At 69.5% G+C, this 13,148-nt stretch carries 6 protein-coding genes; 3 read left to right on the top strand and 3 right to left on the bottom strand.

Annotation, left to right across the window (positions count from 1 at the left end; all coding sequences use genetic code 11):
* Nucleotides 1-554 precede the first annotated feature (554 nt).
* From QSK35_RS22555 to QSK35_RS22565, 3 genes are all read left to right on the top strand, one after another.
* Nucleotides 555-3,668, top strand: a complete 3,114-nt coding sequence (locus QSK35_RS22555; protein ID WP_285749328.1) for a S8 family peptidase — start codon at nt 555-557, stop codon at nt 3,666-3,668.
* Between the two features lie 83 nt (nt 3,669-3,751).
* Nucleotides 3,752-6,835: a S8 family peptidase gene (locus QSK35_RS22560; protein WP_285749330.1), complete on the top strand. Its 3,084-nt coding sequence runs from the start codon at nt 3,752-3,754 to the stop codon at nt 6,833-6,835.
* Nucleotides 6,836-6,846: 11 nt separating this feature from the next.
* Nucleotides 6,847-9,873, top strand: a complete 3,027-nt coding sequence (locus QSK35_RS22565) for a S8 family serine peptidase (RefSeq protein ID WP_285749332.1) — start codon at nt 6,847-6,849, stop codon at nt 9,871-9,873.
* Between the two features lie 60 nt (nt 9,874-9,933).
* On the opposite strand, the gene hemQ is transcribed toward QSK35_RS22565, so the two are convergent.
* Genes hemQ through hemE form a run of 3 tightly spaced genes read right to left on the bottom strand, consistent with a single transcriptional unit; the run spans nt 9,934 to nt 13,093 of the window.
* On the bottom strand, nt 9,934-10,626 hold the full coding sequence (gene hemQ / locus QSK35_RS22570) for a hydrogen peroxide-dependent heme synthase (RefSeq protein ID WP_285749334.1): 693 nt from the start codon (nt 10,624-10,626) through the stop codon (nt 9,934-9,936).
* A gap of 17 nt (nt 10,627-10,643) precedes the next feature.
* Nucleotides 10,644-12,065, bottom strand: a complete 1,422-nt coding sequence (hemG, locus tag QSK35_RS22575) for a protoporphyrinogen oxidase (RefSeq protein ID WP_285749336.1) — start codon at nt 12,063-12,065, stop codon at nt 10,644-10,646.
* A complete protein-coding gene (gene hemE / locus QSK35_RS22580; RefSeq protein ID WP_502881699.1) occupies nt 12,062-13,093 on the bottom strand; it encodes a uroporphyrinogen decarboxylase in 1,032 nt (343 codons plus the stop codon). The genes hemG and hemE overlap by 4 nt, the downstream gene beginning before the upstream one ends.
* Nucleotides 13,094-13,148: the final 55 nt, after the last annotated feature.

Consider the following 13,148-nt stretch of genomic DNA (forward strand, 5'->3'; position numbering starts at 1 on the left):
CGGCTTCGCCCAATGGGCACGCGACCGCGGCGAACTCACTCCCCTTCAGCCCCAACGCAAGCACTGGTGGCGACGCACCCGCTGACCGCCGCTCACTCCACTTGCGCTCACCGGCCGTAGCCCATCCGCGCGCCGCGGGCAGCCGAATGCACGACGACGACGCCGGCTTCGCCCAATGGGCACGCGACCGCGGCGAACTCGCTCCTGTTGAGACGCAACGGAAGCGCTGGTGGCGGCGAGCGGTGTCAAGCGTTTTCGGTGAATCGATCCAAAACAACGAGAAGTAGCAATCGGTCGGCAAATCATTCACCAAATTCACCCATTCGGCCCCTGCCTGACGAACATCACCGTCGATAGCTTCGACCGAGTCGGGGGGCGTTCGTTCATTCTCACTTCGGATAGTTGTTGGTGCACAACGTCTTCCGGCCTGCGCGATCCACAGCGCGCAGCAATTGACCGGGAGGTGTCTGTTGAGTTCCAACCAACAGCGACGACGTGGCCGATGGGGATCAGCCGCTGTCGCACTACTCGGACTGACCATGGTGGCGGCGAGCATGGGGATGCCCGCCGCCGCCGATACCGGTCAGTCCATTGTGGCCGATCAGGCCACCGCGCAGCCCGACGACCGTGAGGCGAGAACGGTCACGCTGATCACCGGTGACCGCGTCCACGTGCAGGACAACGAGCCCAAGGCGATCGTCCGCGCCCAGGGCCGGGAGAACATCAGGTTCAACGTCCAGCGGCGTAACAACCACACGTATGTGATTCCCGAGGACGCGATGGACCTCGTCGCGAGCGGGCAGGTCGACCGCAGGCTCTTCGACGTCACCGGGCTGATCCAGTTCGGCTACGACGACGCCAGGCGCAAGACCACGCCGGTCCTCGTCACCCAGCAACTCGGCGTGCAGAACGCGCGCGAACTGGCAAGCACCGGCTTGTCAAAAGCCGAGGCTCCACGTACGACCGCGAGCTGGCAAGCGCTTGCCGGCAACAACACCAAGGTGTGGCTGGACGGTCTGCGCAAGCCGAGCCTGGACCGCAGCACCAAGCAGATCGGCGCCCCCGCCGCCTGGGAGGCCGGCTACACCGGCAAGGGCGTGAAGGTCGCGGTCCTCGACACCGGTGTCGACGACAAGCACCCGGACCTCAAGGGCAAGCAGCTCGTCGAGAAGAACTTCACCGAGGACCCGGACAACACCGACACGGTCGGCCACGGCACGCACGTCGCGTCGACCATCGCCAGTGGTGACGCCAAGTACCGCGGTGTCGCACCGGACGCCCAGATCCTCGACGGCAAGGTCTGCATGGAGTTCGGCTGCGCCGAGTCCTGGATTCTCGACGGCATGAACTGGGCCGCCGAGCAGGGCGCCGACGTGGTGAACCTGAGCCTCGGCGGCACGGACACCCCGGAGATCGACCCGCTCGAGGACGCGGTCAACAAGCTGTCCGCGCAGCACGGCACGCTGTTCGTGATCGCGGCGGGCAACTCGGGCGGGTTCGAGCCGGTCTCGTCGCCGGGCACCGCGGACGCCGCGCTGACCGTCGGCGCGGTCGACCGGGACGACAGCCTCGCCCCGTTCTCCAGCCGCGGCCCGCGCAAGGGTGACGGCGCCGTCAAGCCCGACGTCACCGCGCCCGGCGTCGGCATCGTCGCCGCCAAAGCCGGAACGTCCGACCACATCGCGTACTCCGGTACCTCGATGGCCACGCCGCACGTCGTGGGCGCGGCGGCGTTGCTCAAGCAGCAGCACCCGGACTGGAAGGGCGCGCAGATCAAGGCGCAGCTCGTCGCGTCGGCCAAGCCGAACCCGGCGAACACCGCCTACGAGCAGGGTTCGGGCCGTATCGACGTGGCGAAGGCGATCACGCAGACCGTGACCGCCGACCCAGTCAGCGTGGGCCTGGGCAACCAGCCGTGGCCGCACAACGACGACACGCCGGTCACCAAGGACATCACCTACCGCAACACGGGCAAGACCGACGTCACGCTCGACCTGACGATCGACACCAAGGCGCCGGGCGGCATGTTCACCGTGTCGCCCGCGAAGCTGACGGTTCCGGCCGGCGGCACCGCGACCGCGAAGGTCACCGGTGACAGCCGCGTGGGCACCGCGGACGGCACGTTCTCGGGCGCGATCGTGGCGACCTCCGGGTCCACGTCGGCGCGCACGCCGATCGGCCTGAACCGCGAGGTCGAGAGCTACAACGTCACGGTCAACACCAAGGGCCGCGACGGCAAGCCGACCGGCAACGGCCGCACCATCCTGATCGGGCTGGAGGCCAACTCGTGGGTCGACGTGCCGCGCGACCCGGACGGCAGCGTCACCGTGCGCGTGCCCAAGGGCCATTACTACGCGGAAGCCGCGATCTTCGGCGGCGACCAGAGCAAGCCGGTCATCGACCTCGAGTCCAACGCGGATCTCAACGTCACCGGCGACATGACGCTCGACTGGGACGCCACCAAGGCGAAGCCCATCGCGATCACCGGTCCGGACGCGGAGGCGAAGCCGACCGACGCCGTCGTGGTCCAGAGCCGCAAGACCAAGCTCGGCAGCTTCTCGTCCGGGTTCATCCTGCCGGGCTTCGACGGGATGGGCATCGCCGGCTTCGGCCAGAAGCTGTCCGGCGACGAGTTCACCGTCACGTTCAACGCGGGCTTCGCCTCCGCCGACGCGACGCGGCACGGCTACACGTTCGCCGAGACCGGCATCCTGCCCACCGGCTACACCCGGAAGGTCGCGAAGTCCGAGCTCGCCGAGGTGCGCACGAAGATCGGTCCGGTGCTCGCCGGGCGCAAGGTCTACTTCGGGCTCGGGGCCGAGGGTGGATCGGGGATGAGCGTCACCTCCCTGTATCCGGCGTCCGCTCCCGGCTCGGTGAAGTACCTCGTCAACACCCCGGCGGGCGTCCGCTGGGGCGCCACGTTCTGGCAGCTGGACGGCGACAAGTTCCCGCCCGAGGTGACGCTGGGCAGGCCCGGCAAGGCGTACAGGGCGGGCAAGGCGTACGACGAGCGGATCAACTTCGCGGTGTTCGGGCCGACGGTCAGCAGCCGGTACGCCAACATCGGCCGCCACGGTGACGACATCGGCGTCAGCGTGCCGATGCACGCCGACCAAGCGGACGGGTTCGGCAACACCTACGCGTTCGACTCGGCGTTCACGAAGCTGTACCGCGACGGGAAGCTGATCGCTCAGTCGCCGTACCCGGCCAACGGCTTCTTCGAGCGGGTGCCCGCGGGCCCGGCCACGTTCAAGGTCGAGAGCGAGGTCACTCGCGGCGTCGCCGAAACCAGTACGAAGGTCGCTACCGCGTGGACGTTCAAGTCCGACACGGTGACGGGTGCAGAGTTCAAGGCCGCGCCGATGTCCGTGGTCCGGTTCGAACCGGAACTGTCGGACAGCAACTCGGCGCCGGCCGGCAAGACGTTCCGCGTACCGCTGCGCGTGGAGCAGTCGAAGAGTGCGGGCAACGGCCGGATCCGGTCGCTCACCGTCGAGGCGTCGTATGACGACGGCAAGACGTGGCAGCGAGTTCCGGTCATCGGCAGGACCGCCCTCTTGCACCACCCCGGCCAGGCCGGCTTCGTCTCGTTGCGGGCGAAGGCGACCGACACCAAGGGCAACTGCTCCGAGGTGACCATCGTCCGGGCCTACAAGATCGGATAACTGAACAGGGTCCCAGGTGCGCAGGCTCACCGGCTTCCGGTGAGCCTGCGCATCGTCGTGTATCTACGAATCGGAGATTCGTCATGCACCGCAAGAAAACAAGTGCCCTCGCGGCACTTGCCCTGATATTCGGCGCGACGACGGCGGCGGTCGCCGCGCCGGAACCCCCAGGACCGTCAATCGGGGCACCCGCCTCGGTCACGTTGATCACCGGCGACAAGGTGCTGGTCGGCCCGGACGGGCAGGTCGTCAACGTCCAGCCCGCCGAGGGCCGGGAGCAGATCCCCGTCGCCACGAGCGTGGAGGACGGGCACACCTTCGTCACCCCGCTCGACGCGACCGAACTGCTGGCGGCGGGCAAGCTCGACCGGCGGCTGTTCGACGTGACCACGCTGCTGGACTTCGGCTACACCCAGGGGCAGCTGCCGCTGATCATCAAGGGCCACGGTGTCATGGCCGCGAGATCGGCCGAGAACTGGCGGGCGCTCACCACGAGCAGCGACAAGATCTGGCTGGACGGCCTGCGCAAGCCGGTTCTGGACCGCAGCGCGGCGCAGATCGGAGCGCCCACCGCGTGGGCCGCCGGGATCACCGGCAAGGGTGTGAAGGTCGCGGTGCTGGACACCGGCGTCGACGGGAACCACCCGGACCTCAAGGGCCGCAAGATCGCGGAGAAGAACTTCTCCAGCGATCCCGACATCGTTGACAAGGTGGGTCACGGCACGCACGTCGCGTCCACCATCGCCGGCGGCGACAGCAAGTACCGCGGCATCGCGCCGGACGCGCAGCTGCTCGCGGGCAAGGTCTGCGCCAGCACCAGCTGCTCCGACTCCGCGATCCTCGACGGCATGCGCTGGGCCGCCGAGCAGGGCGCGGACGTGGTGAACCTCAGCCTCGGCGGGCCCGACACCCCTGAGATCGACCCGCTCGAAGAGGCCGTGAACACGCTGTCCGCCCAGTACGGCACGCTGTTCGTGATCGCCGCGGGCAACTCCGGCGGCAAGGAGACCGTGGCCTCGCCGGGCAGTGCGGACGCCGCGCTCACCGTCGGCGCCGTCGACCGCGAGGACAACATCGCCCCGTTCTCCAGCCGCGGCCCGCGCGTCGGTGACGGCGCGATCAAGCCGGACGTCACGGCACCCGGCGTCGGCATCGTCGCGGCCAAGGCGGGCACGAACGGCGACCACATCGCCTACTCCGGCACGTCGATGGCCACGCCGCACGTGGCCGGTGCCGCCGCGCTGCTCAAGTCGCAGCACCCGGACTGGACCGGCAACCAGATCAAGTCCGCGCTGATCAGCTCGGCCAAGCCGACCGTCAGCCTCACCCCGTTCGACCAGGGCAGCGGCCGCATCGACCTGACCAAGGCGATCAAGCAGACGGCGTTCGCCGAGCCCGGCAGCATCCACCTCGGCTTCCAGTCGTGGCCGCACACCGACGACCAGCCGGCCACGAAGCAGCTCACCTACGTGAACCCGACGGACGAGCCGATGACGTTCTCGGTCTCGCTGCAGACCGCGGCACCCGCCGGTGTGTTCTCGGTCGGCTCGTCGACGATCACCGTTCCGGCTCACGGCAAGACGAGCGTGCCGGTGGTCGCGGACACGAGGTCCGGGGCTACGGGCAATCTCACCGGCACGGTCGTCGCGACCGCCGGTGACCTCACGCTGCGCACGCCGGTGAGCGTGACCAGCGAGGTCGAGAGCTACGACGTCACGTTCAACTACCTCGACCGCGACGGCAAGCCGACGGCGAGCTACTCGACCAACCTCGTCGGGCTGGACAACACCAAGCGCGCCACGCCGTACGACCCGAGCGGCACGGTGAAGACCCGCCTGCCCAAGGGGGACTACGTCACGTACGCCTACATCCGGTCCGGCGCGCGTCTCGACGCCGTGGTGCAGCCGAAGCTCGTCATCGCGGCCAACACCACGGTGACGCTGGACGCCCGCACGACGGAGCTCGTGGACGTCAAGTTCCCGAGCGCCGTCTCCGGGTGGCCGGGCGCCGACTTCAGCTTCGCCCGCCGCAGCGGCAACGCCGCCTTCGGCGCCAGCATGCTGTTCTTCGGCGGCTTCGGCACGTTCGGCACCAGCCACCTCGGCCCGGAGCTGCCCGCGGACGAGTTCGGCGGCAGCCTCTCGACGCAGGGTAAGCGAGCCGACGAGGAGAACGCCTTCTTCCGGTTCTCCTGGCAGTTCTCCGGCAGGATCCCGACCGGTTTCGCCAAGGCGCCCCAGGTGTCCGACCTCGCACGCGTCGAGTACAACATCGGCCAGCAACAGCTTGGCAAGAACTACTACAAGGGCATGTACCCGTTCCACACCAAGGGAATCTCGGGCGGCCGCAGCAGCTCGCTGTTCACGATCGCCGGCGGCGTCCGGCCGGTCGAGTACCTCACCACCGACAGCAACTGGCAGCCGCTCGTCTACCAGCTCGGGCCGGGGTGGTTCAACTACGAGGTGTCGCTGCAGGGTCCGCCGAAGGCGTTCAAGCCCGGTGACCGGATCACCGAACGCGCCAACTACGCCGTGTTCGGGCCGTCGATCTCGCGTGAGTACCTCACCCTGGGCCGCGCGGGCGACCGGCTCTACGCGTCCGTGCCGGTGCTGGCCGACAACAACGGCGGGTTCGGTTACTCGAAGGTGAACACGGCGAAGTCCGTGCTGTACCGCGACGGTGTCGCCGTGAGCACGCAGGACCGCGCGGCGTACGCGTACCTCGACGTGGCGCCGGGGGCGGCGGACTACCGGCTGGAGACCGAGCTGACCCGTCCGTTCGAGTTCAGCACCGAGATCAAGGCCGCGTGGACGTTCCGTTCGGGACACACCGACCCGTCCGTGTACGCGGCGCTGCCGCTCTCCGTGGTCCGGTTCACGCCGAAGCTCGACGACAACAACTCGGTGCGGGCAGGCCGGTTGCTGCGCGTCCCGCTGGTAGTGGAGCAGCAGGAGGGCGCGGACAACGGCAAGATCACGTCGCTCGACGTCGAGTACTCGTTCGACGACGGCAAGACGTGGCGCCGGGCGGGTGTCGTCGGCGGCAAGAGCGCGTTGATCTACCACCCGGACATCGACGGCTACGCATCGCTTCGCGCGACGGCCAAGGACAGCAAGGGGAACACGTCCGAGGTCACGATCATGCGTGCCTACAAGGTGACGAAGTAGGGGGATTTCCGATGCACAGCAGGAGAATCGCTTCGGCGTTGGTGGCCTGCGTGCTCGCGTGCGGAACGGCGGTCGCCAGCCCGGCGGCCGCCGCTCCGGCGGAGCCACAGGACTCGATCACATTGATCACCGGGGACAAGGTGCTCGTCGACCCGTCCGGGCGCATGCTCGGCGTGCGGCCGGGCGCCGGTCGTGAGCACATCACGTTCAGCCGCTCGCAGGTCGGCGGGCACACGCTCGTCGTGCCGCAGGACGCGATGTCGTTGCTGGCCGGCGACAAGGTGGACCGGCGACTGTTCGACATCACGGCGCTGCGGGAGTTCGGCTACACGAAGGGGCAGCTGCCGCTGGTCGTCGGCGGGCACGGCGTCATGTCCGCGCGTTCGGCGGACTCGTTGCGGGCGTTGACGTCCGGCGGCCAGAAGGTGTGGCTGGACGGTATTCGGCAGCCGACGCTGGACCGCAGCGTCAAGCAGATCGGCGCGCCGGCCGCGCACCAGGCCGGGATCACCGGCAAGGGCGTGAAGGTCGCCGTGCTGGACACGGGTGTGGACGAGAAGCACCCGGACCTGGCCGGGAAACAGCTGGCGGAGAAGAACTTCACCGAGGACCCGGACAACACCGACAAGGTCGGCCACGGCACGCACGTCGGCGCGACCATCGCCAGCGGTGACGCCACGTACGGCGGCGTCGCGCCGGGAGCGCAGCTGCTGGACGGCAAGGTGTGCGTCGAGTTCGGCTGCCGCGAGTCGTGGATCCTCGACGGCATGCGCTGGGCGGCGGAGTCCGGTGCGGCCGTGGTGAATCTCAGCCTCGGCGGCGGGGACACCGAGGAGATCGACCCGCTCGAGGAGGCCGTCAACACGTTGTCGGCCAAGTACGGCACGTTGTTCGTCATCGCCGCGGGCAACTCCGGGCCCAGTACGGAAAGCGTGGGCTCGCCCGGCAGTGCCGAGGCGGCGCTGACCGTCGGCGCGGTGGAACGCGACGACTCGATCGCCTCGTTCTCCAGCCGCGGCCCGCGCATCGGTGACGGTGGCATCAAGCCGGACGTCACCGCGCCCGGTGTCGGCATCGTCGCGGCCAAGGCGGGCACCAACGGCGAGCACATCGCGTACTCCGGCACGTCGATGGCCACCCCGCACGTCGCGGGCGCGGCCGCGTTGCTCAAGCAGCAGCACCCGGACTGGAGCGGCGCGCAGCTCAAGGCCCTGCTGACCAGCACGGCGAAGCCGACGCCCGGACTCGGCGCGTTCGACCAGGGCGCCGGCCGCATCGACGTGGCGAAGGCGATCAAGCAGGACGTCGTCTCGTTGCCCAGCAACATCTCCTTCGGCCTGCAGCAGTGGCCGCACAACGACGACAAGCCGGTCACCCGTGAGGTCACCTACCTCAACCCGACCGACGCGGCGCTCGAGTTCGACCTCAAGCTCGACGGCGGTGCGCCGCTGTTCTCGTTGAGTGCCAACAAGGTCACGGTGCCCGCTCGTGGCAAGGCGTCGGTCACGCTGACCACGGACACGCGGCTCGGCACCACCGACGGCGCGTACACCGGCCAGCTGACCGCCACTGCGGGTACGCGGGTGGTGCGCACGCCGTTCAGCGTGACGCGCGAGGTGGAGAGCTACGACGTGACGCTGGAGGCGCTCGACCGCGACGGCAAGCCGTCGTCGTCGAACTTCTTCAACATCGTCGGCCTGGACGTGTCGAAGTGGCTGTTCACGTCCGCGGTCGACGGCAAGGCGAAGCTGCGGCTGCCCAAGGGTTCCTACATCGCCTACGGTTTCGTGCTGTCCGGCGGCGGGTTCGACATGCTGGTGGGCCCGACGCTGAACGTCACCGGTGCCGCGTTGGCGACGTTCGACGCCTCGAAGGCCAAGCCCATCGAGATCACCGCGCCGGAGCCGACCGGTGACTTCACCATCGGCGAGCTGAGCTTCCAGCGCAACTACGGCGAGCGGCCGATGAACTTCGGGCTGATCAGCTTCGGCGGCTTCGCCAACACCCGGTCGCTCTACACCGGACCGGACGTGCCGCCTGCCGAGTTCTCGTCGTTGGTGTCGTTGCAGACGAACAGCGCGTCCGACGACGCGACGTTCTACCGCCTGTCGTGGGAGGTGCCCGGCAAGTTCCCGACGGGCTTCAGTGCCGCACCACGCAAGGAAGAGCTCGCGCGCACGGAGACGAAGTTCGGGTCGGTGTTCCCCGGTGCGACGTACCAGAAGGCCGTGCTGCCCAGCGGCACCTATGGGGGTGGCGGCGGCTCGGCCGTCTATCCGGTGCCGGAAGGCAAGAAGGCCGTCGACTACGTGACCACCGGCGTGGCGTGGGAGCAGATGGCGTTCCACCCGCTCGGGATGGCGTCCACGCAGCCCAAGCGTTATCAGGCCGGCCAGACCTACCACGAGAACCTGCTGTTCGCGGTGTTCAGCCCGTCGCTGCCGACGACCCGGTTCCCGTACGTCTCACGTGAGGGCGACGACCTCTACGCGGGCATCCCGTTGTTCGGCGACTACAACGGCGGTTACGGCTCGTCCGCCGTGGAGTCGGGGTCGACGTCGCTGTACCGCGACGGTGTCCTGATCGGTACTTCGGACCGTCCCGGCGGCGGCCGCTTCCAGAAGCTGCCCGCCACCTCGGGCACGTACCGCCTGGAAACCTCGGCGGTGCGGTCCGCGCAGTTCGAGCTGTCCACTTCGGTCTCGGCCGCGTGGACGTTCAAGTCGGCTCGGGGCACTTCCGCGGTACCGACCGCGGTGGTCCGGTTCCTGCCGAAGCTCGACGAGACGAACACCATCCAGGCCGGCCGGCTGCACCGCGTCGGGTTCGCGGTGCAGCAGCAGGGCGGCGGCACGTTCCGCGTCACCGACGTCGAGTACTCCTTCGACGACGGCAAGTCGTGGCGCCGGGCCGGCGTGATCGGGTCGGGTGCGTTGATCTACCACTCGCCCGGCTACATCTCGCTGCGGGCGAAGGCGACCGACCAGAACGGCAACAGCACCGAGGTGACGGTCATCCGCGCCTACCGCTCGGCCTAGCTGCCATGGGGGGAGCTTTCCCAGCGCTGAGCGCTTGGAAAGCTCCCCCCATGTCATGCCTCAGGGCAGGTTGGTGACCAGCTCCGCCGCGGGCACCCGCGTCCCGGTGTAGAACGGGATCTCCTCCCGCACGTGCTTGCGCGCGTCGGTGGCCCGCAGGTGCCGCATCAGGTCCACGATGCGGTGCAGCTCGTCGGCCTCGAACGCGAGCATCCACTCGTAGTCGCCCAGCGCGAAGCTCGCCACCGTGTTGGCGCGCACGTCCGGGTAGTCCCGCGCCTCCTTGCCGTGCTCGGCGAGCATGCGGCGGCGGTCCTCCTCGGGCAGCAGGTACCACTCGTAGCTGCGCACGAACGGGTACACGCACACGTACTTGCGCGGCTCCTCGCCGGCGAGGAACGCCGGGATGTGGCTGCGGTTGAACTCCGCGGGCCGGTGCAGCGCGACCTGCGACCACACGGGCGTCGAGACTCGGCCCAGCGGCGTGCGGCGGAAGCCGGTGTACGCGGCCTGGACCTGTTCGATCTCCTCGGCGTGCCACCAGATCATGTAATCCGCGTCGGCCCGCAGGCCGGCGACGTCGTACACGCCGCGCACGACGACGCCCTTGCCCTCCAGGGCGTCGAGGTAGTTCTGGGTCTCGGTGGCCGCGGGGCCGCGGTCCTCGGGGAGCTTGCCCGGCTCCACCCGGAACACCGACCACATGGTGTAGCGGATCGTGTCGTTGAGCTCGGTGTAGTTCAGGCGTGCCATGTGCTCATCTTCCCAAATCAGCGGCGGACCCGGCCGAGCAGGTGCGCGGCCACACGGGCGGCCGCCGCGTCCGCGGTGGCGATGCAGGCGGGGATGCCGACACCGTGCAGCGTGGCCCCGGCGACGGCGAGTCCGGGAACCTCGCCGACCGTCCGTTCGATGGTGGAGACCAGGTCGAGGTGACCGACGCCGTACTGCGGCAGCCCACCACCCCACCGCTGAACCACGTAGTCGATCGGCTCGGCGGTCACGCCGGTGAGCTCACGCAGGTCCGCGCGCACGGCCTTGACCAGGTCGGCGTCGCTGCGCTGCAGCAGCGCGGTCTCCCCGAAGCGCCCCACGGACCCGCGGACGAGCACCGGCTGCCCCAGGTGCGCCCACTTGCGTGACGAGAAGGTGAAGGCCTTCGCGGTGAACGGGGTGATGCGGTCCGAGTAGCGCTCCTTCTCGGCCAGCAGGATGCCGGACCGTTCGGGCAGCGCGGTCCCCGGCGGGAACGCCATCGCGACCACGGCCATCGACGCCACGTCGACCTTGCCGTAGGCGGCCGAGGCGTAGGGGGCGATGTCGCTGAGCAGCTTGCGCGCGGCGGGCGCCGGGACGGCCAGCACGACACCGTCGCAGTCCAGGTACTCCGGGGACGCGGCCGAGCCGATCTCCAGGCGCCAGCCGTCCGAACGCCACGACAGCACACGGACCGGGCGGCCCAGCATCATGCGGGGCCGGGCGGCGGCCGCGAGCTGGTTGACCAGGCCGGACAGGCCGCTGCGCAGCGTGCCGAAGACGGGTGGGCGCGAGGCGCGGGGCTGCGGCGGCGCGGGCATGGTCATCGCGGCCGCGGCCAGCAGCGACCCGACGCCCTTGTCCAGCAGGGTGGCGATCTGCGGCAACGTGGCACGCAGGCCTAGTGAGTCAGCGCGGCCGGCGTAGACGCCGCCCAGCAGCGGTCCGACGAGCCGGTCCCCCACCTCGGGGCCGAACCGTTCGCGCATCAGCGGGCCGACGGCCACGTCGGCGCCGCGCAGGTCGATGGGCGGCAGGGTGGGTTCCATCTCCACCCTCAACGCGCCTTCGGACGAGAGCACCGGCCGGACCGTCTCGACGGACGCCGGGATGCCCATCATCGTGTGCGCGGGGATCGGCGAGGTGCGGCCCGCCGCGTGCACCGAGGCGCTGAACCCGACGGGGTGGACGATCTCGTCCGCGAGCCCGACCTCGGTGATCAGCTCGGTCGCCTCGGGCCTGCGGTGCAGGAACGCCTCGGCGCCCACGTCGTAGGAGACGCCGGCCAGCTCGACCGTGCGGATCTTGCCGCCGATCCGGTCGGACTGCTCGACCACCGTGATCTCGGCGGACGGGCCCAGCAGCAGGCGCAGGCGGTGGGCGGTGGCGAGACCGGAGATCCCGCCACCGACGACCACGACGTGAAGAGGCCTCACAAGCTGTGGATCAACTCCACGGTCCGGGTGATGACCTCGGGGTCGGTGTCCGGGAGGACGCCGTGGCCGAGGTTGAAGATGTGGCCCGCGGCCGCCTTGCCCTCGGCGTGGATGCGCCGGACCTCGCGTTCGATCGCCTCCCACGAGGCGAACAGCACGGTCGGGTCGAGGTTGCCCTGCACGACCGGCTTGCCGGCCGCTGGATCGGCAGCGACCAACCGCTCAACTGCGACATTCAGGGGGATGCGCCAGTCGACACCAACGACGTCCGCGCCGGCCGACCGCATCGCGGGCAGCAGTTCACCGGTGCCGACGCCGAAGTGGATCCGCGGCACGCCTTCGATGGATCCGAGCACCTCGGTGGAGTGCGGCAGCACCAGCTCGCGGTAGACGCGTTCGGACAGCGCGCCCGCCCACGAGTCGAACAGCTGGACCGCGGACACCCCGGCCTCGACCTGCGTGCGCAGGAAGGTGCCGGTGATCCCGGCCAGCTTGCCGAGCAGCTTGTGCCAGGTCGCGGGGTCGGAGTGCATGAGCGCCTTGGTGCGCTCGTAGTTCTTCGACGGGCCGCCTTCGATCAGGTACGACGCGAGGGTGAACGGCGCGCCGGCGAACCCGATCAGCGGGACGTCGCCGAGTTCCTTCACGAGCAGCTTGATCGCCTCGACCACGGGCTGGACCTGCGACGGGTCCAGCTGCGGGAGGCGGTCCACATCGGCGACCGACCGGATCGGGTTCGCGATCACCGGGCCGGTGCCGGGGACGATGTCGAGGTCGACACCGGCGGCCTTGAGCGGCACGACGATGTCGCTGTACAGGATCGCGCCGTCCATGTCGTGCCTGCGGACCGGCTGCAGAGTGATCTCGCAGACCATCTCCGGGTCCATGCAGGCGTCGAGCATCGCGGTGCCCTCGCGGAGCTTGCGGTACTCGGGCAGGGAACGGCCCGCCTGGCGCATGAACCAGACCGGGGTCCTTGAAGGCGTGCCGCCACGCGCGGCCACAAGAAGGGGGGCTTCAGCGTTCATGTCGGTTGCCATGCTGCCACGTCCCGGCGTGCCGCTGTCACTCGGCTGGATTGCG

It is taken from the genome of Lentzea sp. NBRC 105346, from assembly GCF_030269605.1.
GTDB lineage: Bacteria > Actinomycetota > Actinomycetes > Mycobacteriales > Pseudonocardiaceae > Lentzea.

What these genes read in the sequence shown, in the direction of transcription:
- QSK35_RS22555 (WP_285749328.1), top strand. Translation starts at nt 555, where the DNA reads ATGGGGATGCCCGCCGCCGCCGATACCGGTCAGTCCATTGTGGCCGAT.
- QSK35_RS22560 (WP_285749330.1), top strand. Translation starts at nt 3,752, where the DNA reads ATGCACCGCAAGAAAACAAGTGCCCTCGCGGCACTTGCCCTGATATTC.
- QSK35_RS22565 (WP_285749332.1), top strand. Translation starts at nt 6,847, where the DNA reads ATGCACAGCAGGAGAATCGCTTCGGCGTTGGTGGCCTGCGTGCTCGCG.
- hemQ (WP_285749334.1), bottom strand. Translation starts at nt 10,626, where the DNA reads ATGGCACGCCTGAACTACACCGAGCTCAACGACACGATCCGCTACACC.
- hemE (WP_502881699.1), bottom strand. Translation starts at nt 13,093, where the DNA reads ATGAACGCTGAAGCCCCCCTTCTTGTGGCCGCGCGTGGCGGCACGCCT.